Raw genomic sequence first — 22,139 nt, forward strand, 5'->3', positions numbered from 1 at the left:
GACCGGGCAACGCCGCCAGGGCCCGGCGACGTTGCCCGGCCGCGGTTCGCAGGTGCTCACCGATGACCAAAGCGAGGCGGAGTGACTTCTCACGCTGGGCCGACGGCCCGCTGACCGTCAGGTCCTGAGCAACTGGGTGTCAGTGACGGTCAGCTGGGACCATCACCGGTCCGCTTCACGTGTTGTGCTGCGGGGGACGACACCGGGACCGGTACGCATGGCCAGGTCCGGTCTGTCATCGTGTGCCTCGTGAGTGAACTTGTTGAGAGGGTTGACGAGCGCGACGCGGTGCTGGCCGTTGTGGACAGGGGGGAGGCGATCCGCCGCCGGTGGCTGCATCGCATAGCCACGGTCGTGTGCCGCGACAGTCAGGGACGGATCCTTGTCCATCGCCGTCCGGACGATGTCGCTCGTTTCCCGGGACGGCTCAACTGGATGCTCGGAGGAGCCGTGGATGTGGCTGAGTCGTATGAGGACGCCGCTGCACGGGAGTTGGCGGAGGAGCTCGGTGTTCATGCGCGTCCACGTTTCGCGTTCAAGTTCTTGTGCGACGGTGCGATCAGCCCGTATTGGCTCGGTCTGCATGAGGTGGTCGTCACTGAACCCGTCCAGCCCGACCCTGCGGAGGTGGCTTGGCATGACTGGCTGACCGAGCCTGAACTGGCAGATCTGGTCCGTCATGAGGCGTTCGTTCCAGATGCCCGCGAGGCGTTCGAGCGGTATCGCGTCCTGCTGCCGGGGCAGGAAGCGATGTGAGCTGCGCACCCGGCCGCGCCGGCGTACGCAGTGAGCCCACGGGCGACCTATGGGCGAGCGATGTCAAAGACCTTGTGTAAGCGGTTGATGGGTCCCTAGCATCCTCTCAACTTTCGCTGAGAGAGGGACAAAGATGAACTCCGCTCAAGGAAAGTCACACGGTCGCCGTCAATTCCTCCGTGGAGCAGCGGTCTCCGCCGCCGTTCTGGCCGTCGGATCGCAGGCCTGGTCGGCGCAGGCGGCTCCGTCTCCCGGAGCGGGCAGACGAGTTCCGGCAGGCCGTATCGGTCTCCAGCTCTACACGGTGCGCGACATGCTCGCCGTCGATCCCGAGGGCACACTCGAGATGATCGCCGACGCGGGCTACGCCGAGATCGAGCCCGCCTACACCTACGGCGGCCGCACTGCCGAGCAGTTCCGGAGGATCGCCGATGCGAACGGGCTGCGAGTGATCGGCAGTCACCACAACCCCGGCGACTTCCGGGGCGCCCGCGCGCAGCAGACCTTCGACAACGCCGTGGCGCTCGGACAGGAGTACGTCGGCGTCTCCTACATGGACGGCGCGCAGACCGCCCAGGGCTACCGAGCGATGGCGCGGGAGATGAACGAGTGGGGCGAGGCCGCCCGGGCCCGGGGACTGCGCTGGTACGCCCACCTGCACGACAACGAGTTCCACACGGATCCGCAGACCGGTCAGACTCTCTTCGACGTATGGCTGGAGGAGACCGACCCGGATCTGGTCTGGTTCGAGATGGACCTCTACTGGATCCTTCGGGCAGGCGCGGACCCGGCCCCCTACCTCAGGTCGTACGAGAAGCGGTTCCCGATGCTGCACGTCAAGGACGGCGCACCATGGAACAGCATCGAGACCGACCTGGGAGAGGGTGAGATCGACTTCGCGGGCATCTTCGCCAACCTGCGGCAACTGCCCCATCACCACTACATCATCGAGAGGGACCAGCAGCCCGACCCGGTCCGCACCGCCCACGTGTCCTACGACTACTTCCGCACGATCCGCGTAGGCCCTCCGGGCAACGGCCACGGCCCCGGCGGAGTCGCTCAGGCGTCCTGACAAAGGCTTCGCGGAGGAAGCCGTGAGTGGCTTCGGGGCCGGCCGCATGTCCGCTCACGGGCCCTTTCCGGAACTCTCGGAACTGACGTCCCGCGTACGGCTCTCCGTCGCGCCCTCGGCGGCCAGTTCGACGAGGATCTGCCGCAGGATCCGCTCGCGCTCGGCGAGCACGACGGTCTGATCGGTCACCGTCTCCTGCTGCTGTGACTGTTCCAGTGCCGAGCTGAGACGGCGGGCGACTGCCTCATACCGGGCGGCGATGGCGCGGATCATGTGGCGAGTGCTCTCCGTGAGCCGTTCCTGCAGGTCGGCCCGGACGCGGCCGACCTGCATGGGGACGAGGGAGGCAGCCTCGCCCGTCAGGTGAGCGCGGGCGCGTTCCCGGCCGGCGGTACCCGGCAGGTTGCGGCGGATCCATCCGGCGAGGAGTTCGGTCTGCCCGACGTCCTCGGAGAAGTGGCAGCGGAACCGGGGGTTCAGTGTGAGCCTGCCGCCGTCCTGCGGCAGGGTGAGGCTGACGCCGAGCAGGTCGGCCACGCTGTCGTGGAACGTCTCCAAGTCGTGGGCGAGTCGTGGACGGCCGGAAGCGCAAGCTGTGCCTGCTGTTCGTCGGCAAGGGCGTCTACCGCTCTCCCCGTCCCCTGGCGGCACCGGCACGAGCCGAGCTGTCCAGCGGCCTCCTGGACGTCTGGCTGCTGGACGCGCACGGGTGGGCGGGGCGCAGGCAGTTGGCGGGCCACCTTGCCCGGGTCGCCGGGATGCCGGAGAACCTGCCCCTGCCCGAGCGGCACTACGATGGGAACGGGTGGCGTCGCCGTGACCTGGATCGGCCTTCTGCTGCACATCGCCTAGGGCTCGCCCGGGGCGCGACGGAATCCGTTGCCGCACAGGGCGCCGGCATGCGGGGAGTCGCGCCCCGCCCTCGTCAGGTGAACCAGGGCGAGGGCACAGTGGCCGTGGCACTGCCGACGAAGGCGCGGCAGTCGGTGACCCGGTGGCGGCGTATGCCGTGGTGGCGGGCCAGCGCGCGGGCGGCTCCGTGCAGGGTGCGGTAGGCGCCGGTCTCGCGGGCGCTGCCCACCGGGACGGCGACCCAGCGGGCGGTATGGCCGTCGTGGTGCCGTCGGGCCCGGCCGAGGAGCCGTCCGTCGCAGGCGACGACCTGGATGACCGGGTGTCCGGGGAACAACGGGGTGCAGGCCAGGCCGTCCACCCGCGCCAACCGTTCCACGGCCTGCTCCTCGCAGATGTGCCATTTCGCGTTGATGACGGTGATCCGGGCCATGCGGACCGCAGCGACCGCCTCGCGATCGAGTTCTGTCATGGCGGGGCTCCAGTCGATCGCGGTCGTCAGCCGCGGACCAGGCGGCGGTGGGTGACCCGGTGCGGGCGGGCCGCCTCCGGACCCAGCCGCTCGAGCTTGTTGGCCTCGTAGTCGGCGAAGTTGCCCTCGAACCAGAACCAGTTGGCACCGCCCTCCCAGGCGAGGACATGGGTGGCGATGCGGTCGAGGAACCAGCGGTCGTGCGCGGTGATGACCGCGCAGCCCGGGAAGTCGAGCAGTGCGTTCTCCAGTGACGCCAGCGTCTCCACATCGAGGTCGTTGGTCGGCTCGTCCAGCAGCAGCAGGTTCCCGCCCTGCTTGAGGGTGAGCGCGAGGTTGAGCCGGTTGCGTTCGCCGCCGGACATCACGCCCACCGGTTTTTGCTGGTCGGCGCCCTTGAAGCCGAAGGCGGCGACGTATGCGCGTGAGGGCATGTCGATGCTGCCGACGTGGATGTGGTCCAGTCCGCCCGAGACCGCTTCCCACACCGCCTTGCCGGGGTCCAGCCCAGCGCGGTTCTGGTCGACGTAGGAGATCTTCACCGTGTCGCCGATCCGCAGTGCGCCTGCGTCGGGCCGCTCCTCGCCGACGATCATCCGGAAAAGGGTCGTCTTGCCGACGCCGTTGGGGCCGAGCACCCCGACCAGGCCGCCGCGCGGCAGCGAGAACGACAGGTCCTCCATCAGCAGCCGGTCGCCGTAGCCCTTGGCGACGTGGTCGGCCTCCAGGACCAGGCTGCCCAGGCGCGGACCGGGCGGGATCTGGATCTCCTCGAAGTCCAGCTTGCGCGTCCTGGCAGCCTCGTTCGCCAGTTCCTCGTAACGCTGCACGCGTGCCTTGGACCTGGCCTGCCGCCCCTTGGTGCCGGAGCGTATCCACGCCAGCTCCTCGGCCAGCCGCTTCTGGCGTTTGGCGTCCTTGCGGCCCTCGACCCGCAGGCGGGCCGCCTTGGCCTGGAGATAGGTGGAGTAGTTGCCTTCGTAGGGGTAGGCGTGGCCGCGGTCGATCTCCAGGATCCACTGGGCGACGTTGTCCAGGAAGTAGCGGTCGTGGGTGACGGCGACGACCGTGCCCGGGTAGTCCGCAAGGTGCTGTTCCAGCCAGGCCACGGATTCGGCGTCCAGGTGGTTGGTGGGCTCGTCCAGCAGGAGCAGGTCGGGCTGGGACAGCAGCAGCCGGCACAGCGCGACGCGGCGCCGCTCACCGCCGGAGAGCTCGCGCACGGGGATGTCGGGCGGAGGGCAGCGCAGGGCGTCCATGGCCTGTTCCAGGCGGGAGTCGAGGTCCCAGGCACCGGCGTGGTCCAGGGCTTCCTGAAGGCTGCCGAGTTCGTCCAGAAGCCGCTGCATCTCGTCGCCCTCGGTCTCGCCGAGGCGGCCGGTCACCTCCTCGTAGCGACGCAGCATGCCGCGGATCTCCGCCACGCCCTGATCGACATTGCCCTGGACGGTGGTGGTGTCGTCGAGCCGTGGCTCCTGCTCCAGGATGCCGACGCTGATCCCGGGCGCTGGGAACGCGTCACCGTTGGTCGGCCGCTCGAGTCCGGCCATGATCCGCAGAACGGTGGACTTGCCCATGCCGTTCGGCCCGACCACGCCGATCTTGGCGCCGGGGAGGAAGGCGAGGGTGACGTCGTCGAGAATGACCTTGTCACCATGGGCCATGCGGGCCTTGCGCATCGTGTACACGTACATCCCGATGCCTCCGTAGCCGGGCCGCCGGACGGCGGCTGGTGTTCCCAGAGGCCATCAGCACGGGACGTGCGGTCGAGGGCGAGCCTCATCGCCCATGTCCATGGTGCGCCGGAGCACTGCCTACTGCCAGACGCCTGCCGTGGCCGATCGCGTCCTGCCCGTCTGCCGCCGTGCAGGCTGCCGAGGCGGAAGCACGTGGCGCAGCGCGCGGCCGGTGTGGCTGTGCTCCACGGTGACCACGTGTTCGGGGGTGCCCTCGGTGACGACCCGCCCGCCGGCCATGCCCCCTTCGGGGCCGAGGTCGATGACCCAGTCCGCGGTCTTGATCACGTCCAGGTTGTGTTCGATGACGACCGCCGTGTTGCCCTTGTCGACCAGGTGGCCGAGCACATCGAGGAGCTTGGCGATGTCGTGGACATGCAGGCCGGTGGTGGGTTCGTCGAGGATGTACAGCGTGTGGCCGGTGAACCGCTTGTGCAGTTCGGCGGCGAGCTTGACGCGTTGGGCCTCGCCGCCCGACAGGGTCGGAGCGGGCTGGCCGAGGCGTACGTAGCCGAGGCCCACGTCGACCAGGGTGCGCAGGTGCCGGTGGATCGACGTACTGGGGTGGAAGAACTCGGCCGCCTGCTCGATCGGCATGTCCAGCACCTCGGCGACGTTCCTGCCCTTGTAGCGCACTTCGAGGGTTTCACGGTTGTAGCGGGTGCCGTGACAGACCTCGCAGGGGACGTAGACGTCGGGCAGGAAGTTCATCTCGATGCGGAGGGTGCCCTCACCCGCGCACGCCTCGCAGCGGCCGCCCTTGACGTTGAAGGAGAACCGTCCGGCCTGCCAGCCGCGGACCTTCGCCTCGGCTGTGGCGGCGAACAGCTTGCGGATGGGGTCCCACACCCCGGTGTAGGTGGCCGGGTTGGAGCGCGGGGTACGGCCGATCGGTGACTGGTCGACGTGGACGACGGCGTCGACCAGATCGGCGCCGAGCAGCCTGCGGTGATGTCCCGGTACGGTGCGGCCGCCGTGCAGGTGACGGGCGAGGGCCGGGTGCAGGATGTCGTTCACGAGCGTGGACTTGCCGGAGCCGGACACGCCGGTGACCGCGATCAGGCAGCCGAGCGGGAAGGACACGTCGATGCCGCACAGGTTGTGCTCCCGGGCGCCGACCACCGTCAGCTGCCGGTCGGGCGAGGCCGGACGGCGTACCGGGGGAACGCGGATCTGCCTGTGCCCGGACAGGTAGGCCCCGGTCAGCGACCGTTCGTCCGCCAGGAGTTGGGGGAGCGGGCCACTGTGGACGACGCGGCCTCCGTGCTCGCCGGCACCGGGGCCGAGGTCGACGATCCAGTCGGCGGCCCGGATCGTGTCCTCGTCGTGCTCGACGACGATCAACGTGTTGTCCAGGTCGCGCAGTCTCAGGAGGGTGTCCAGCAGGCGCTGGTGGTCGCGTGCGTGGAGCCCGATGGTCGGCTCGTCCAGCACGTACAGCATCCCGGTCAGGCCGGAGCCGATCTGTGTGGCCAGCCGGGTGCGCTGCGCCTCCCCGCCCGACAGGGTGGCCGCGGCCCGGTCCAGCGCCAGGTAGTCCAGGCCGACGGAGAGCAGGAAGCCCAATCGCGCCTGAAGCTCCTTCAGGACCCGGCCGACGATCAGGCGCCGGCGGCGGTCCAGCACGAGTCCGGCCAGGAAGTCCGCGCAGTCCCGTACGGACAGGGCCGCCACCTGGGCGATGGACCGCTCGCCCAGCTCGCGGTGTTCGAGGGTGACCGCGAGGATCTCCGGCTTGAGCCGGGTGCCCTGGCAGGCGGGACAGGGGGCCTCCCGCAGGTAGCCCTCGTACCGCTGGCGGCCGTACTCCGAGTCCGAGTCGGCCTCGGCGACGCGGCGTTCCAGGAACGGGATCACACCTTCGTACCGCATCCAGTAGCTGCGCTCCCGGCCGAAGCGGTTGTGGTAGCTGATGTGGACCGGCTCGTCCGTGCCGTACAGCACCACCGCGCGCTGCCCGGCCGACAGCCTTCGCCATGGCGTGTCCAGCGGCAGGTCGCAGGCGAGGGCCACGGACTCCACCAGCCGTCGGAAGTATTCGGTCTGCCGGCCCGCCCACGGCGCGATCGCCCCGTCGGCCAGGGACAGCGTGTCGTCCGGCACCACCAGGTCCTGGTCGACCTCGGTGCGTACGCCCAGTCCGGTGCAGCGCGGGCAGGCCCCGTAGGGCGAGTTGAACGAGAACGTCCGCGGCTCCAGCTCCGTCACCGTCAGCGGATGACCGTTGGGACAGGCCAGGTACTCGCTGAAGATCCGTTCCCGGACCGCCGACCCCTCCGGCTCGTCGAGGAACTCGACGATCACCTGCCCCTCGGCCAGCCGCAGGCCGGTTGCCACCGAATCGGTGAGGCGGCGTGCGACGCCCGGCTTGACGGCCAGCCGGTCGACCACGCACTCGATGCGGTGCCGGCGCTGCTTCGCCAGGGCCGGCGTCTCGGTGAGCCGGTGCACCACGCCGTTGACCCGCACCCGCGAGAAGCCCTGGCCGCGCAGGTTGCCGAACAGTTCGTTGTACTCGCCCTTGCGGCCGCGCACCAAAGGGGCGAGGACCTGGAAGCGGGTGCCGACGGGCAGGGCGAGGACCTGGTCGACGATCTGCTGCGGGGTCCGCCGGTCGACACGCGCGCCGCAGGCGGGGCAGTGCGGGACGCCCGCACGGGCGTACAACAACCGCAGGTGGTCGTACACCTCGGTGATCGTACCTACCGTGGAGCGCGGGTTGCGGGTGGTGGTCTTCTGGTCGATCGACACCGCCGGGGACAGGCCTTCGATGAAGTCCACGTCCGGCCGGTCGAGTTGGCCGAGGAACTGGCGCGCGTACGCGGACAGGGACTCGACGTAGCGCCGCTGCCCCTCCGCGAAGATCGTGTCGAAGGCCAGGCTGGACTTGCCGGAGCCGGACAGGCCGGTGAAGACGATCAGGCTGTCGCGGGGCAGGTCGAGGTCGATGTCGCGCAGGTTGTGCTCCCGCGCCCCGTGGACCACCAGCCGGTCGGGCATTTCCGCCTCCTTGTGCCGATCGCCTCGCCCCTGTGGGTGACCGAGGAGACGCCGCGCACGGCGTGGACCTCGCGCACGTCGGTGCGGCGTCTGCCGGCCAGAGGCCCGAGCAGGGCGACCGGGGCGCCCCTGGCGGTTGGCCGGGGGAGGCCGGAGCTACAGACGATGCGCGGGCCGTTGATCACGACGACGGCTCCGTCCGCGGCGCGGCGGGCGGCGAAGCGTCCCCGCTACGGGTGGCGGGTGCGTTCATTCCACGTCTCCCTGCCTGTCGGCAGGGACCGTCGGCGGCGACGTGAGCCGCGGTTGGCGGTGGGCCCCTCCACCGTCCGTCTCCTGTTCACCGTACGAGCGGTCTTCGCGGACTTCCAGTAGAGGGCCGGCACGGCCCACCGCCGGGACCGCCGATGCCGTGTGCTGGGTCGCCGGGGTTGCCCCCTTCCGGGGCCACCGCCGCGGTCACACGGCTGGATGGGTCGTTCAGCCTCGCGCCGTGCCCTTCACGTATGCCTCGTAGCCCTCGTCCTCCAGCCGGTCGGCGAGTTCGGGACCTCCGGAGTCGGCGATGCGACCGTCGGCGAAGACGTGGACGTGGTCGGGGCGGACGTAGCGCAGGATGCGCGTGTAGTGCGTGATCAGCAGGGTGGCGACCTGTCCCGTGACGCGGACGCGGTTGACGCCCTCGGCGACGACGCGCAGCGCGTCGACGTCCAGACCGGAGTCGGTCTCGTCCAAAATCGCGATCTTCGGCTTGAGCAGTTCGAGCTGGAGGATCTCGTGGCGCTTCTTCTCCCCACCGGAGAAGCCCTCGTTGACGTTGCGCTCGGCGAAGGCGGGATCGATCTGGAGGCGTTCCATCGCCTCGCGCACCTCCTTGAGCCAGGTGCGCAGCCTGGGGGCCTCGCCGCGGACGGCGGTGGCGGCGGAGCGCAGGAAGTTGGACATGGATACGCCGGGGACCTCGACGGGGTACTGCATCGCGAGGAAGATCCCGGCCCGCGCCCGCTCGTCGACCTTCATCGCGAGGACGTCCTCGCCGTCCAGGGTGACGCTGCCGGAGGTGACCAGATATTTCGGGTGCCCGGCGAGCGCGTAGGCGAGGGTGGTCTTGCCGGAGCCGTTGGGGCCCATGATGGCGTGGGTCTCGCCCTGCCGTACGGCCAGGTCGACGCCATGCAGGATCTCGCGAGGCCCGGCGTCGGTGTGGACCGAACAGTGCAGGTCGCGGATGTCGAGGGTGGCCATGGGCACCTCACCTGCCTCACCTTGTTCACAACCTGGAACGGCATGGGCGGCGCGCAGCCCGCTCATCCACCGTGACGCAGCCGCGGCTGTCCGGCTACAGCGAGGGCGGCCGCGTGCCACACGCAGGTGATGCCCGCGGAGGTGCGTGCCTACGACGACTCAACGGGAGGATGTGCGCATGGCGACGGCCGCCCGCCGGGACCGGACTCCAGGGGCGGCCGTGGGAGGCTCCGGGGCGGTGATTGATCGCCCGGAAGCCGGACGGGTCAGACGTGCCCGAAGAACATGCTGCCGGGTGCGTCCGGGTCGTTCGAGAGGAAGTGCTCACGCACCGCGCGGATGAATTCGTAGCGCGAGATCGCACCGTCCCCGTCGACGTCCAGCTTGATGAAGCTGTCCATCGCGTCGGGCGCGTCGCTCTTCCACACGTCCCTCAGGAAGCGGGCGAACTCGTCCTTGCTGATCTCGTTGTCGCCGTCGACGTCGATGACGTCGAAGATCGCATGGCCGCCGCCCTCGGTCACGTTGAGGCGGCTGGTGTCGATGACCGCGAGACGGTTGGCCGTGACGAACTGGTCCTTCGTGAGCCGGTCCCCCTCCACACCCGCGTGACGCAGCAGCTCCAGCCAGTAGATCTGGCAGAAGATCTGGAGTGCCCTGGCCCGGCGGTCGTTCTTGTCGAGCCGGTAGGCCTGGATGTAGCGGTCCGCGAGCTTCTGGTAGTCCGACCAGTCGAGGTAGCCGTCGTGGTTGGCGTCGATGCTGTCGAATTGACGCTCCAGCTTGGTGGTGATGATGTCCTGCACCGTCGTGGTCATGGGCCGAACCCTTTCCGTGATCTTGTCTCGCGGCCTCCTCAGCATGAGGCAGGGTCTCCTGAAGGAACGCGGAACCACGCAGGTCACCACCCGATTTGGTGATCACCCCGGATGCTGGTCAGGGCGCCGACGAGGTCGTACCGGGCTTCTCGGAGCCCGCCGGCCGGTTCCCCGTCGCGGGCCTGGACCTGCTCCAGCGAGTTCTGGCAGCGCTGGTTCCCGGCGGTGAACTCGTCGACGCGGGCGCCGAGGCCGGCGGCGCCGAACCGGTCGAGCGGTCGGCCCCTGTGCTGCGCCGGACGGCGTACTTCAGCGGGTCTGGGCTTGCGGCCGGTCTTCCGGTCAGCACGGTGGTCACCAGCCCGGTGACGCAGTGGGTCGCGCCCCGTGCCGGCGCCGGCTTTTCCTCCCGGCACACCGCGGCGGCAGTGGTCGCAACCGGGCCGGCCATCGGTCCGGTGCCCGGGCTCCCCGGGGGCGTGGCAGTCGGCCTCCGGTGCATCGCCCTGCGTGTGCACCGGCCCCCCGACGTCGTCGGCGGATGGAGGTTCGGTTCAAGTTTCCTCAGGCGGTCCAAGAACAGTCCCTTTGACGGGATCCAGGCCCGCGTCCCACCATGGTGGAAGGCGATGAGGCTCGCCTTCGATCGCGGACGTGCACCGCTGATGGCCTCTACCCGGTACCTGATCCGCAAGGACTGGAGGTCGCCATGATGGAGGTCACCGTGCAGGTGGAAGCGACCGTGGGCTCCCGCGTCGCACCAGACCACGAGCCGGAGCCGACAGCCTGGCAGCCGGCCCACCCTGTACTCGACGGGTTTCCGGTCGGAGAGGGGTTCGTCGGCGACAGCCTGACCCCGGACGGGGAACCGGCCGACGTGCTGGTCCTGATGGAAGAACCGGCGCTGCCGGGCACCGTACGGGCCCGGCCGGTCGCCCTGCTCCACGCCAGCGTGGACGGACAGCCCGTCGACGAAGTCGTCTGCGTGACAGCCCGCGACCCGCGCTTCGAGGAGATCACGGACCTGCCGGGACTGCAGGCCTGGCACTGCGACGACGCGGCTTTGGAGGCCCTGCTGCGACGGCTGGGACACGGCCGCGCCTGGCAGGTCGTCCGCTGCGAGGGAGCAGCCGGCGCCGAGGAGTTCCTGTCGGACGCTCACCACACCTACGAGCGTCTGACCGGCTGCATCGACTGAACCGCATCGGCTGGGCGCGACCCGCTCCCACCGGTGGCGTCGCCGAGGCCGACGAGGAAAAAGGCCCGCCGGACGGACTCACCCCCCACGGGAAAGCCGTCCGGCGGACCGGTCAGGACGTGATCGTGATCAGCGCACGGCGTACGCGTCGGTCACGGTCTGGATGACGGAGTTGCCGTTGGAGTCCGTCAGTTCGGTCTTCAGCGTGACCGTCTTGCCGGACGCGCCCGCGTGGTTCACGGTCGCGGTCCAGCGGCCACCGCTCTGCGAGGTGGTGCCCTCGGTCCAGGTCGCACCGCCGTCGTACGAGTACGAGACCTTGGCGGCGACCAACTCGCCGGGCGTGTAGCCCGCGTGACCGGTGACGCTCAGGCCGATCGTCCGACCGTCCTTCGCCGGAAGGGTCTTGAGCCCGTCCGTGTCCAGGTCGTAGCCCGGGAAGAGCAGCGGAATGCCCTGGGAGTAGGCGTTCTCGTCCCGGTGCGAGCGGAACTTCCAGACCGTCTCGGTGTGGGTGGACCGCTTCCACACGGCTGCGGGCTGCCCGAACTTCATGGTCTCCATGGTGAGTTCGTACGCGGCGTCCTCGGCCGGGACGGTGAAGACACCTGACGGCCATCCGGTCTCGCCGATCACCTTGCCGCCGCTGGTGAGCTTCATGCTGCCGAGGTCCCCGAAGGAGCCCTGGATGCCCATGTGCTCGGTGTCGCCCCAGAAGGCGGGTGCCACGCCGATCGTGTTGTCCTGCCGTTCGGCGGCCAGCTGGAGCTTCCCGTCGGCGTCGCGCGGGGCGGCGGGGGCCGGGATGCCCCGGTACCAGTTCTCCGCCCGCTTCGAGCCGGCGGTGTACGTGCGCGCCTGGTCGGCCATGAGCTCGCCCCAGGGGAAGCTGGAGGAGAGGTAGCGGGTCCAGGCGGTGTCGCCCGCCGAGTAGTACTCGGTGCGCTTGCCGGGGACGGCGACGGAGTCGGTGGCGGCGGAGAACACCCCGCCGTACGGCCGCCCCATGATCATCGTGTCGATGTAGTCCGCCGCGGCGCCCATCGCCTCGTAGGTCGCGGTGACCGTGCCGAGCTTCTTGTCCCGGACCTGGTAGGTGCGGTCCGAGGTGACCGGGCCGGTCTCGGGGAAGGCGAGGCTGTAGACGAACGGGCTGACGGCGGTGGCCTTCCAGTGCAGCGTCACCGGGCCCTTGGCCAGGGCGGCCTTCAGCTGAGCGGCCTCGTCCGCCTCGATGCCGAGCGAGGGCACCGGCGCCTGGCCGAAGCCGACCGACGGCTGCCAGGGGCCCGCGGCGCGGCGGTGGGCGATGACCGCCTTCGCGCCCGCGGCCTTCGCGTCACGTGCCAGGTTGTACAGGTAGCCGTCGTCGCCGGCCTCGACCAGCGCGATCTTCCCGGCGACGCCCGCGGCCTTCAGCTCATCGGGGGTGCCGGTGCCCGCGTCGACCAGCGCGGCCTCGCCCGTTCCGTCGAGGTTGACGGAACCGGTGCTCGCCACCCTCGGGTGCAGTTCGGCACCGCCGACGACCGACAACTGCTCGATCTGCGGGGCGTACGCACGCCAGAGGCTGGCGAACTCGAAGTCACCGTCGCGCGCCTTGCCCTGCACGTCCGCCAGGTAGGTCCGGACGCTCCGGTTGCCGGTGATGGAGCCGGAGTGCAGCCAGGTCCCGTCCCAGGTACGGCCGAAGGACAGGGTCGTGGAGCGGCTCTCGGAGGCGCGGTCCGCCGTCTCCACCTGGAGCCGGTGCGCCTTGCGGGCGTCGAGCACCAGGGTGGTGTCCTTGGCGACGTCGACCTGGGGCCGGGCGAGGTAGCCGACGGACTCGGTCATGCTGCCCGTGGCGTCCGCGACGTCCTGCGTGATGACGAAGCCGGAGACGAAGTACGCGCCGGGGCGCACCTGGTAGACCTGCTCGGCGGCGCCGTCGTTGTAGCGGCGCTCACCGCTGGAGGCATCGGTGCCGATGACGTCCAGCGAGGAGGAGCCCTTGGCGGGCTTGCCGGCGCGGTCGATCATCTTGACGCGCAGGGTGACGGTCTCCGGCTCGACGTACAGGGAGAACGGGGTGGAGACCTTCACACCGCCGGGCCCGGTGGCGAGTACACGCCCGGTGACGTCGCCGTACTGGGCGGCCTTCAGGTTCGCGGCCGGGTCGATGCGCAGCGGGACCTTCACGGTGGCCCCGGCCGGGACGGTGACGGTGTTCGCGTCGAGAGCGGCGACGGGGGAGCGGACCTCGGAGCCGTCGTTGCCGGTGACGCCCTGGACCTTCAGCGACAACTTCACCGGCTTGGTACCGGAGTTGGTGTAGGGGAGGTCGACGGTGGTGCGGTCGCCCTTGTTCTGCGGCCAAGCGAAGGTGCCGGCCTGGACGGCGGGAGCGCCCACGACGGTGGTGTCGATTGCGGCCTTCACGTCGAGACGGCCGGCGCCGGTCTCGCGCACATCGCCGGGGATGTCGCTCTTCGCGGACGACACCAGAGCGGTCTTGACCTGCTGCGCGGTCCAGTCCGGGTGACGCTGTTTCACGAGGGCGGCGGCTCCGGCCACATGCGGGGTGGCCATCGACGTACCGGACATCGACTGGTAGGCGTAGATGCCCCGGCCGCCCGCGGCCGCGGCGGAGATATTGACGCCGGGGGCGGCGATCTCCGGCTTGAGGGTGTGTGCGCCGACCACGGGCCCGAGGCTGGAGAACCAGGCGGTGGAGTCGTCGCGGTCGACGGCGCCGACGGTGAGCACGCTCGGGGCGCAGCCGGGCGAGGAGACGGTGTTGAGCGTCGGGCCCGAATTGCCTGCCGCGACGACGAAGAGCGTGTCCTTGCTCCGGGCGAGTTTCTCGGCGGCGACGCTCATCGGGTCGGTGCAGTCGGTCGGCTCCGGGCTGCCGAGGCTCATGGAGACGACGTCGGCCTTCTGGTCGACGGCCCACTGCATTCCGGCGATGATCCAGGATTCGGCGCCGTAGCCGCTGTCGTTGAGGACCTTGCCGTTGAGCAGATCGGCGTCGGGGGCGACACCCTTCTTCTTGCCGTCGCTCGCGGCACCGGAGCCGCCGACGGTGGAGATGGTGTGGGTGCCATGGCCCTGCCGGTCGTCGGTGCCGCTGGAGTCGGTGAAGTTCTCCGAGGCGGTGATCCGGCCCTTGAGGTCAGGGTGTTCCGCGTCGGCGCCGGTGTCGAGGACGGCGACCTTGGTGCCCTTGCCCGTGTATCCGGCGGCCCAGGCGAGGTCGGCGCCGATCTGCTTGGTGGACTGGTCGAGGGTGGCCTGGACCTTGCGGTCGAGCCAGATCTTCTTCAGACCGGAGGCGGAACGGGAACGGGTGTTGGTGATGTCCGCCCAGAAGTCGGCGGTCTTCGCCTTGTCCGTCTTCAGCGCGACGCCGTCGATGGCGTCCAGTTCGGGGCCGCGCTTCGCGCCGCGCGGCGTGGCGGGCGCGGTGCGGCCCGCGGCGTCGCCGTAGACGGCGATCAGCGGCAGCGCGGTGGTGTGCGCGTCGTCGTAGCCCTGCCGGATGAGTCCCGTGACATTGAAGAGTTCCTCGTCGACCTTGCCCGCGGCCAGCGCCCGAGCGGCGGTGTCGGGGTAGACGTAGAGGTCCTTGCCGGACTGACGGGTCTGCAGGAGGGGCACGGAGCCGTCCTCGCGGGGCAGTGCGGTGACCGACGCGGCCCCCGAACCGTCCGTGCGTACCAGGACCTTGTCGCCGGTGACCAGGGTGACGGTGACCGGTGTGCCTGCCTTGACAGCGGTCGTGCTGCCGGTCAGTGGTCTCTTCGCGGCCGGGTCGTCCTGCGGCGCAGCCGCGGACGGTGCGATCGCGGTGACGGCCAGGACGGCGGCGGTGGCCGCCCCCAGCGCCGTGCGCGATATCGGATGCATCGCTCTCCCTAAGTAAAACCGGTTAACTCTTAACCAACAGCGGCATTCCGGAAGTTGTCGGGACCGCCGTGGCGCCACATTGGCAGAGCGACGGGCGATGCAGGGATGATGACCACGGCGGGTTTACGCCGTGGCCGCTTTTCGCCGCGGCCGGAGACCGAGGACACTGACGACGTGCGGAGTCAGGACTTCCGGGAGGGGAGCGAGGGATGCTGGGAGCCATAGGTCTCGACGAGATACAGGAGTCGGTGTACCGCGCCCTCGTGGCGGTGGGCGCCGCGGAGGTCTCCGATCTCGCCCACCGGCTGGCACTCCCCGAGCCGGACACCGAACGGGCCCTGCGCCGGCTGGAACAGACCGGTCTGGCCGCCCAGTCCTCGTCCCGCGTCGACCGCTGGGTGGCGGCGCTGCCCGCGGTGGCGCTGGGAGCCCTGCTGACCCAGCAGCGCCATGAACTGGAGCAGGCCGAACTGGCGGCGGCGATGCTCGCCGAGGAGTACCGGGCGGAGGCGACCGATTCCGCCGTGCACGACCTGGTCGAGGTGGTGACGGGCGCGAGCGCGGTGGCGCACCGCTTCTTCCAGCTGCAACTGGGGGCGACCAGCGAGGTGTGCGCCCTGGTCACCGGGAAGCCGGTCGCGGTGAGCGGGATGGAGAACGAGGCCGAGGAGCGGGCCGCCACGCGTGGGGTGTCGTACCGGGTGGTGGTGGAGCGCGAGGTGCTCTCACTGCCGTCCGGGATCATGGAGTTGTCGGCGGCGCTGAGCCGTGACGAGCAGTGCCGGGTCGTCGACCGGGTGCCCACCAAGCTGGTCGTCGCCGACGGGGCCCTGGCGATGGTGCCTCTGACCGGCCGGGGCGCGGAGCCCGCGGCCCTGGTCGTCCACGCCTCCGGACTGCTGGAGTCCCTGATGGGTCTGTTCGAGGCGGTGTGGCGGGAGGCGATGCCGATCCGGCTCGGCGGGAGCGGCCGGCCGGAGGAGGAGGAGTCCAACAGGCCGGACGCCATGGACCTGGAGGTCCTGTCGCTGCTGCTTGCCGGGCTGACGGACGCGAGCGTGGCGAAGCAGTTGGACCTGGGTCTGCGGACCGTGCAGCGGCGGGTGAAGGGCCTGATGGAACTGACCGGAGTGTCGACCCGGCTCCAACTGGGCTGGCACGCGTACGAACGGGGCTGGGTGGCCCGGGAGCCCCAACTCTGACCTTCGGCCGCCTGGGAAGCCACGCGAGTGCGGCTGGGCGCGGGCCATGGCTCGGGTGCTGCTTTCTGATCACGTGTCGTCGCCCAGTACCTGTGGCGTGCTTGGCCGGCGGCACGGCAGTCAGGCGCGTTCAAACAGCGCGATCGAAATGATCCACGTATGATGATGCGCGCCGAGGCCCGGCGAAACAGACGCCGCACTCCTCAAGGTCCACCGGTGAGGCCTGACAGAACCTCGAGACCCACGAACAACACCGGAGGAACCGCGATGACCGGCTCTCGACTGGCCAGAGCACTTGTGGCCGTCCTCTCCTTCACCGCCCTGGCGCTGCTCAGCCTCTATGCGGTGGGGATGACGGCTGCGGGCTCCACCCTGGGAAGCACCGCCCGGACAGCCGTCGGCGGGCTCCTCGCCGCCGCAACCCTGGGCTTGCTCAGATACCTGACCGGCCTCGCTCGTGCCGACCGTCGGAGCAGTGACGGCAGTTGAACTGACGCAGCTTGCGGGAGTGCGGCGGGCCGCGTGGCCGAACGGCCGGCCGGAACACCCGATGCTTGGCTGCCGACAAGAACCCCTCCCGGGCCCCGCCGCTCCACAAGTGGACCAGACCCTCGATCTCGGCACCGGCACCGGCGCCGCTGCCGTAGTCGTCGTCCGGCTCCGGTCGTGATCGGAGGCTCTTGCCCACCCAGCCCCGCAACAGCCCCTCCCGCTCGGCCCCTTGAGGCGACCCCCCTCCCATGCACGGCCCCATTCCGACATCGCCGTGAGTGTCGTGGCCATCGTCGCGACGCCCTCCGTGAGGCGGGCCAGGAGGGCGCGGGAGAGGCCGACCTCGGTCTGGGGGTAGCCGACGGCCGCAGCGACGTAGGTCGCCAACTCGTGTAGGACGGTCCCCTGCCCGGCCAGGTCACCGTCTCCGTGCTGGCCACCGCCTACCGGCCTCGGTGACGTGGAGACTCAAAACCGGATCGTGCCGGTGTTTCTGCCGTGCCATCCTCAAATATTTCGCCGCGCCTGAACATTTCGGTAAGTGCCGGACAGGCGGCCATAGATGCGGCATCGCGATCGAGGTGTAACGCGACCGCGTCGGGAAGACGCAGAAGAAAAGAGAAGCGGGCGGCACCCCGGACTGAATTTCAATGCTCCGGGCGACCGCGCCAACACACCACCTCCCCAGATCGGAATTTCTTGTGAGCAACACAGATCCGGCTTCCGGATACCCCGCGTACCACGGGCCCACAAGCCCGGACGGCCCCGTGCGCCGTCAGGCGGCTGGACGGCGCGCGGCGCTGACGGTCTGCACGATCGCCGACATCGCGGCAGGTCTGCTGGTCCTGTGGATCCTGTTGTTCCTGCTCGACGCGAACCAGGCGAATGTATTCGTCAAGTTCGTGCAGGGAACGGCGGACTGGCTGGCCTGGTGGTCGCAGGACATCTTCACAATGGACACGGAAAGCCTACGCGTCGTCCTTAATTATGGTCTTCCCGCAGTGATGTATTTGCTGATCGGGCACGGAATCGCAGCCCGGCTCAACCGGGCCTGAAAGCGCAGGGATCGACTGTGACCCCCAGCCCCACTGAACAGATCCAACTGCTGATCTACGACGATCTGATACGCGAACGTGGTGACGTCGTCGCGGAGGCTCAACTGGCAGCAGAACACACGCAGCATCAGGCGATGGAACTGCTCGGCAGACAGGACGCGCCCTCGTCGACCTATCACCGGTAGTTGATTCTGGACAGGTCGCCAGGTCGCCAGGTCGCCAGGTCGCCAGGTCGCCAGGTCGCCAGGTCTCCGGGTCAGGAGGTGCGGCCGGCGGCGTCCTGGGAGTGAGCCACGACCACGACCACGGTTCCAGGAACGTCCGCGAGACGACGTCCTCGGCCGTCGCCCAGCCCCCGGTCTCGCGTACCGCATGCTGCGGGCACGGACCGGCGACACAAGCGAAACCGCCTGACAAGCGACTCCTGGCGCTGGTGGGCAGCGCCAGGAGTCGCGTTCTTCGCGCGGTGGTCAGGGTGAGGAGGAGCCGCCGGTCCGCACCCCACGGGTCACAGGTACTTCTTCAACTCTCGCCGTGCCAGCGACCGCTGGTGGACCTCGTCCGGCCCGTCGGCGATCATCAGCGTGCGCGCGCCCGCGTACAGCTCGGCGAGCGGGAGGTCCTGGCTGAAGCCGCCCGCGCCGTGCAGCTGGATCGCCCGGTCGAGGATGCCGACCACGGCGCGGGGTGTGGCGATCTTGATGGCCTGGATCTCGGTGTGCGCCCCCTTGTTGCCGACGGTGTCCATCAGCCAGGCCGTCTTCAGCACCAGCAGCCGCAGCTGCTCGACGGTGACCCGCGCGTCCGCGATCCAGTTGTGGACCACGCCCTGCTGGGCCAGCGCCTTGCCGAAGGCGGTGCGGGAGACGGCTCGCCGGCACATCAGCTCGATCGCCCGCTCGGCCATGCCGATCAGCCGCATGCAGTGGTGGATGCGCCCCGGTCCGAGCCGGGCCTGGGCGATGGCGAAGCCGCTTCCCTCCTCGCCGATCAGGTGGGAGGCGGGCACGCGCGCATGGTCGAAGACCACCTCGGCGTGGCCGCCGTGGGAGTGGTCCTCGTACCCGAAGACCCGCATCGCGCGCCGGACGGTGACGCCGGGCGTGTCGCGCGGCACGAGCACCATGGACTGCTGGCGGCGGATGTCCGGGCAGTCCGGGTCGGTCTTGCCCATCACGATGAAGATCTTGCAGTCCGGGTTCATCGCACCGGAGATGTACCACTTGCGCCCGGTGACGACGTACTTGTCCGAACCGTCGGAGGCGCGCTCGATGCGCGTGGTGACGTTGGTGGCGTCCGAGGAGGCCACCTCCGGCTCCGTCATCGCGAACGCCGAACGGATCTCGCCCGCGAGCAGCGGCTGGAGCCACTGCTTCTTCTGCCACTCGTCGCCGAACTGCGCGAGCACCTCCATGTTGCCCGTGTCGGGCGCCGCGCAGTTCAGCGCGGTGGGTGCCAGGTGCGGGGAGCGGCCGGTGATCTCGGCGAGCGGGGCGTACTGGAGGTTGGTCAGCCCGGCGCCGTACTCGGCGTCCGGCAGGAAGAGGTTCCACAGGCCCTGCCTGCGCGCCTCCGCCTTGAGTTCCTCCACCACCGCCGGGGTGTCCCACGGGGAGGACAGCGCGGCCCGCTGCTCCTCGGCCACCGCTTCGGCCGGGTACACGTACTCGTCCATGAAGGCCAGGAGCCTGGCGCGCAGCTCCTCGGTGCGCGCGTCGAACGCGAAGTCCATGTCCGGTCAGCCTTCCTGAAGAGTCGTCAGTCCGTGGTCGATGAAGACGGGGACGAGGTCGCCGATGCGGTCGAAGCCTCGCCCGACCGTCTGGCCGAGCGTGTACCGGTAGTGGATGCCCTCCAGGATCACGGCGAGCTTGAACCAGGCGAACGCCGTGTACCAGGACACGGCCGAGACGTCCCGCCCCGAGCGCGCGGCGTACCGCTCGACCAGCTCCGCCGCGGACGGGTGCCCCGGGGCCTGGGCGGTGGTGGACACCGGTGAGTCGGGCATGCCCAGCGGCGTGCTGTACATCACCAGCAGGCCCAGGTCGGTCAGCGGGTCGCCGAGGGTGGACATCTCCCAGTCGAGGACCGCCGTGATCCGGTCGTCCGGTCCGAGCAGCACGTTGTCGAGGCGGTAGTCGCCGTGCACGACGGCCGGGGCGGGGGAGACGGGCAGCGCGCGCCCGAGCGCCGCGTGCAGCTCGTCGACGCCGGCCAGTTCGCGGTTGCGGGAGGCCGCCAGCTGCTTGCCCCAGCGCCGCAGCTGCCGGTCCAGGAAGCCCTCGGGGCGGCCGAAGCCATCGAGGCCCACTTCGGCCGGATCCACCGCGTGCAGCTCGACGAGGGTGTCCACCAGCGACAGCACCGCGTTCCGGGTGCGCTCCTCGCCCAGCGGGGCGAGCTGGTCCGCGGTGCGGTACGGGGTGCCCTCGACGAACTCCATCACGTAGAACGGCGCGCCGAGCACGTCCTCGTCCTCGCACAGCAGCACCGGGCGAGGCACCGGCACCTCCGTCGGGTGCAGGGCGCTGATCACCCGGTGCTCGCGTCCCATGTCGTGCGCGGTGGCCAGGACGTGGCCCAGCGGGGGGCGCCGCACGACCCACCGCGAGGTGCCGTCCGAGACCGCGTACGTGAGGTTCGACCGTCCGCCCTCGATCAGCCGGCCGGTCAGAGGGCCCCGCACCAGACCTGGCCGCTCCCGGTCGAGCAGTCCGCGCAGCCGGTCGAGATCGAGTCCGGGCGGGTGGTCGGGGCTCATCGTTGCTCCTGGGAGACGAGACGACATCACGTGACCGACCATCATGCCGACTGGTCGGTATGTCGTCCAGTGCCTGTATGCCGAAGTGACCCGTGTCTCGGTCGCCAGTCCTTGGAGAACTCCTGAAGACCAGGCGGCGTTACGTGGCCGTGGCCGTGGCCGCGGTCGCCCGCCGCTCCGCCTCGCCGGACCTCAGCGGCCCCGGAGCGGACGAGGCCGGGACTCGTCCGCCTCGGTGGCCGAGGCGATCAACTGGTCGACCAGGGCGATCAGAACGTCCCGGCACGACTCGCGGTCACGCGCGTCGCACAGCAGTACCTGGGCGTGTGCGGGCAGCGCCAGGGACTCCCGGATCTCGTCCGGCGGGTAGGGGTGCCGGCCATGGAAGCCGTTGACACCGACGACGAAGGGGATGCCCCGGTTCTCGAAGAAGTCGATGGCGGCGAAGCTGGTCTCCGGCCGGCGGACGTCGATCAGGACGACGGCGCCGAGCGCGCCCACGGCCAGGTCGTTCCACATGAACCAGAACCGCTGCTGACCGGGTGTGCCGAAGAGATACAGCACGAGATCCGAGCTGACCGTGATCCGGCCGAAGTCCAGGGCCACGGTGGTGGCTTGCTTGTGCTCGATGCCGTCGAGGTCGTCGACGTCCAGGCCCGCGGCGGTCAGCGGTTCCTCGGTGCGCAGCGGGGCGATCTCGCTGACCGACCCGACCATGGTGGTCTTGCCGACCCCGAAACCCCCGGCGATCAGGATCTTCGCTGTGTCGGGGACCGATGACGACCGGGCGGTGGTGTCAGAGCCGGCCAAGGCCGTCCCTCACTTTCTGCAGAAGGTCCAGGTCCGGGGTGCGGGAGACCGGGGACGGCCCGTTGACGGTGATCCGGCCGGCCTCCAGCAGATCGCAGAGCATGATCACCACCACGCTCACCGGAAGATCGAGATGGGCGGCGAGCTCTGCCACGGTGATCGGCTCCGCGCACCGCTTCAGGATCCGAGCGTGTTCGGGCTGGAGCCGGACGGCTCGCTCGGGCGGCGGATCCACTGCCGTCACCATCGTGATGAGGGTGAAGTCGGCGCGGCTGGGACGGGTCCGTCCACCGGTCAGGGTGAACGGCCGAACGAGCCGGCCCGCCGCGTCGCCTCCGTTCACCTCACTCGCCGTTGCCGGACGCGTCGGCACCCGGACGCGGGGCCGCGCTCAGGTGCTCGCCGATCTTCTTCACCAGCATGTTCATCTGGTACGCCACCACACCGACGTCGGCGCCGGGGCCGGTGAGAACGACGAGATGGGCGCCCGGTCCGGCCGAGGTGAGAATCAGATAGGTGTGGGCCAGTTCGATGAGCGCCTGCCGCACCGGGCCGCCGCCGAAGTCCATGCTGACGCCCTTGCTGAGGCTCATCAGGCCGGACGCGGTCGCCGCCAGCCGCTCGGCGTCGTCACGCGGGAATCCAGTGGACTTGCTGACGACCAGTCCGTCCTCGGAGAGCACGACGGCGTGGTTGACGTCGGCGACCCGTTCCACGAGACCGGTCAGCAGCTGGTCGAGCTGGGTGTGCGTGGCGGGGGTGGGGCGTGTCATATGGCT

Annotated in this window: 19 protein-coding genes and 2 riboswitches; of the genes, 7 read left to right on the top strand and 12 right to left on the bottom strand. The window is 70.0% G+C overall.

Annotation, left to right across the window (positions count from 1 at the left end; translation table 11 throughout):
* The first annotated feature begins 249 nt into the window (after positions 1–249).
* Together ACWC91_RS37785 and ACWC91_RS37790 are read left to right on the top strand one after the other, a co-directional pair.
* Positions 250–756: an NUDIX hydrolase gene (locus ACWC91_RS37785; protein WP_225078827.1), complete on the top strand. Its 507-nt coding sequence runs from the start codon at positions 250–252 to the stop codon at positions 754–756.
* A 313-nt stretch (positions 757–1,069) separates the two neighbouring features.
* The gene (locus tag ACWC91_RS37790; RefSeq protein WP_281154358.1) at positions 1,070–1,828 is read left to right on the top strand and encodes a sugar phosphate isomerase/epimerase family protein; all 759 of its coding nucleotides are present in this window, start codon (positions 1,070–1,072) and stop codon (positions 1,826–1,828) included.
* Positions 1,829–1,882: 54 nt separating this feature from the next.
* On the opposite strand, the gene ACWC91_RS37795 is transcribed toward ACWC91_RS37790, so the two are convergent.
* From ACWC91_RS37795 to ACWC91_RS37820, 6 genes are all read right to left on the bottom strand, one after another.
* Positions 1,883–2,386, bottom strand: coding sequence for a hypothetical protein (locus ACWC91_RS37795; RefSeq protein WP_450641267.1), 504 nt, complete (start codon positions 2,384–2,386; stop codon positions 1,883–1,885).
* 367 nt (positions 2,387–2,753) lie between these two features.
* Entirely contained in the window at positions 2,754–3,152 is a 399-nt protein-coding gene (locus tag ACWC91_RS37800; RefSeq protein ID WP_450641265.1) for a hypothetical protein, read from the bottom strand.
* Positions 3,153–3,178: 26 nt separating this feature from the next.
* A complete protein-coding gene (ettA, locus tag ACWC91_RS37805) occupies positions 3,179–4,852 on the bottom strand; it encodes an energy-dependent translational throttle protein EttA (protein ID WP_450641278.1) in 1,674 nt (557 codons plus the stop codon).
* 32 nt (positions 4,853–4,884) lie between these two features.
* Positions 4,885–4,948, bottom strand: a riboswitch (Fluoride riboswitch).
* Between the two features lie 18 nt (positions 4,949–4,966).
* Complete coding sequence (uvrA, locus tag ACWC91_RS37810) at positions 4,967–7,888, bottom strand: excinuclease ABC subunit UvrA (RefSeq protein WP_450641263.1); 2,922 nt, start codon at positions 7,886–7,888, stop codon at positions 4,967–4,969.
* A 480-nt stretch (positions 7,889–8,368) separates the two neighbouring features.
* Positions 8,369–9,133, bottom strand: coding sequence for a Fe-S cluster assembly ATPase SufC (sufC, locus tag ACWC91_RS37815; RefSeq protein WP_225078830.1), 765 nt, complete (start codon positions 9,131–9,133; stop codon positions 8,369–8,371).
* A 266-nt stretch (positions 9,134–9,399) separates the two neighbouring features.
* A complete protein-coding gene (locus ACWC91_RS37820) occupies positions 9,400–9,951 on the bottom strand; it encodes an EF-hand domain-containing protein (protein WP_225078831.1) in 552 nt (183 codons plus the stop codon).
* A 616-nt stretch (positions 9,952–10,567) separates the two neighbouring features.
* Positions 10,568–10,633: riboswitch (Fluoride riboswitch) on the top strand.
* Positions 10,634–10,660: 27 nt separating this feature from the next.
* On the opposite strand from ACWC91_RS37820, the gene ACWC91_RS37825 reads away from it, so the two are divergent.
* On the top strand, positions 10,661–11,149 hold the full coding sequence (locus ACWC91_RS37825) for an inorganic diphosphatase (RefSeq protein WP_225078833.1): 489 nt from the start codon (positions 10,661–10,663) through the stop codon (positions 11,147–11,149).
* 129 nt (positions 11,150–11,278) lie between these two features.
* Here the strand turns inward: ACWC91_RS37825 and ACWC91_RS37830 are convergent, their stop codons facing one another.
* Positions 11,279–15,040, bottom strand: coding sequence for a S8 family peptidase (locus tag ACWC91_RS37830; RefSeq protein ID WP_450641262.1), 3,762 nt, complete (start codon positions 15,038–15,040; stop codon positions 11,279–11,281).
* Between the two features lie 209 nt (positions 15,041–15,249).
* Between ACWC91_RS37830 and ACWC91_RS37835 the strand changes: the two genes are divergently transcribed.
* The 4 genes from ACWC91_RS37835 (at position 15,250) to ACWC91_RS37850 (ending at position 17,974) form a co-directional block, all read left to right on the top strand.
* A complete protein-coding gene (locus ACWC91_RS37835; RefSeq protein ID WP_225078835.1) occupies positions 15,250–16,242 on the top strand; it encodes a helix-turn-helix transcriptional regulator in 993 nt (330 codons plus the stop codon).
* Between the two features lie 267 nt (positions 16,243–16,509).
* Positions 16,510–16,731 (top strand): hypothetical protein, encoded by a 222-nt coding sequence (locus tag ACWC91_RS37840; RefSeq protein ID WP_225078836.1) that lies wholly within the window; start codon positions 16,510–16,512, stop codon positions 16,729–16,731.
* A 704-nt stretch (positions 16,732–17,435) separates the two neighbouring features.
* Positions 17,436–17,789 (top strand): hypothetical protein, encoded by a 354-nt coding sequence (locus ACWC91_RS37845; RefSeq protein ID WP_225078837.1) that lies wholly within the window; start codon positions 17,436–17,438, stop codon positions 17,787–17,789.
* A 17-nt stretch (positions 17,790–17,806) separates the two neighbouring features.
* The gene (locus tag ACWC91_RS37850; RefSeq protein WP_401781341.1) at positions 17,807–17,974 is read left to right on the top strand and encodes a hypothetical protein; all 168 of its coding nucleotides are present in this window, start codon (positions 17,807–17,809) and stop codon (positions 17,972–17,974) included.
* 323 nt (positions 17,975–18,297) lie between these two features.
* Here ACWC91_RS37850 and ACWC91_RS37855 read toward each other — a convergent pair whose 3' ends face one another.
* The 5 genes from ACWC91_RS37855 to ACWC91_RS37875 form a co-directional block, all read right to left on the bottom strand.
* Positions 18,298–19,521 carry an acyl-CoA dehydrogenase family protein gene (locus ACWC91_RS37855; protein WP_450641259.1) on the bottom strand — a complete coding sequence of 408 codons (1,224 nt, stop codon included), beginning with the start codon at positions 19,519–19,521 and terminating at the stop codon, positions 18,298–18,300.
* Between the two features lie 6 nt (positions 19,522–19,527).
* The gene (locus ACWC91_RS37860) at positions 19,528–20,550 is read right to left on the bottom strand and encodes a phosphotransferase family protein (RefSeq protein ID WP_450641258.1); all 1,023 of its coding nucleotides are present in this window, start codon (positions 20,548–20,550) and stop codon (positions 19,528–19,530) included.
* Between the two features lie 192 nt (positions 20,551–20,742).
* Positions 20,743–21,360 (bottom strand): GTP-binding protein, encoded by a 618-nt coding sequence (locus tag ACWC91_RS37865; RefSeq protein WP_376502034.1) that lies wholly within the window; start codon positions 21,358–21,360, stop codon positions 20,743–20,745.
* Positions 21,347–21,703, bottom strand: a complete 357-nt coding sequence (locus ACWC91_RS37870; RefSeq protein ID WP_225078842.1) for a DUF742 domain-containing protein — start codon at positions 21,701–21,703, stop codon at positions 21,347–21,349. The genes ACWC91_RS37865 and ACWC91_RS37870 overlap by 14 nt, the downstream gene beginning before the upstream one ends.
* Before the next feature lies 1 nt (position 21,704).
* Positions 21,705–22,133, bottom strand: a complete 429-nt coding sequence (locus tag ACWC91_RS37875) for a roadblock/LC7 domain-containing protein (protein ID WP_225078843.1) — start codon at positions 22,131–22,133, stop codon at positions 21,705–21,707.
* Positions 22,134–22,139: the final 6 nt, after the last annotated feature.

The sequence above is a fragment of the Streptomyces sp. NPDC001204 genome, from assembly GCF_053598035.1.

Coding starts and splice junctions, on each gene's coding strand:
- ACWC91_RS37790 (WP_281154358.1), top strand. CDS start 1,070: ATGCTCGCCGTCGATCCCGAGGGCACACTCGAGATGATCGCCGACGCG.
- ACWC91_RS37800 (WP_450641265.1), bottom strand. CDS start 3,152: ATGACAGAACTCGATCGCGAGGCGGTCGCTGCGGTCCGCATGGCCCGG.
- uvrA (WP_450641263.1), bottom strand. CDS start 7,888: ATGCCCGACCGGCTGGTGGTCCACGGGGCGCGGGAGCACAACCTGCGC.
- sufC (WP_225078830.1), bottom strand. CDS start 9,133: ATGGCCACCCTCGACATCCGCGACCTGCACTGTTCGGTCCACACCGAC.
- ACWC91_RS37820 (WP_225078831.1), bottom strand. CDS start 9,951: ATGACCACGACGGTGCAGGACATCATCACCACCAAGCTGGAGCGTCAA.
- ACWC91_RS37825 (WP_225078833.1), top strand. CDS start 10,661: ATGATGGAGGTCACCGTGCAGGTGGAAGCGACCGTGGGCTCCCGCGTC.
- ACWC91_RS37830 (WP_450641262.1), bottom strand. CDS start 15,040: ATGCATCCGATATCGCGCACGGCGCTGGGGGCGGCCACCGCCGCCGTC.
- ACWC91_RS37835 (WP_225078835.1), top strand. CDS start 15,250: ATGCTGGGAGCCATAGGTCTCGACGAGATACAGGAGTCGGTGTACCGC.
- ACWC91_RS37840 (WP_225078836.1), top strand. CDS start 16,510: ATGACCGGCTCTCGACTGGCCAGAGCACTTGTGGCCGTCCTCTCCTTC.
- ACWC91_RS37855 (WP_450641259.1), bottom strand. CDS start 19,521: ATGGACTTCGCGTTCGACGCGCGCACCGAGGAGCTGCGCGCCAGGCTC.
- ACWC91_RS37860 (WP_450641258.1), bottom strand. CDS start 20,550: ATGAGCCCCGACCACCCGCCCGGACTCGATCTCGACCGGCTGCGCGGA.
- ACWC91_RS37875 (WP_225078843.1), bottom strand. CDS start 22,133: ATGACACGCCCCACCCCCGCCACGCACACCCAGCTCGACCAGCTGCTG.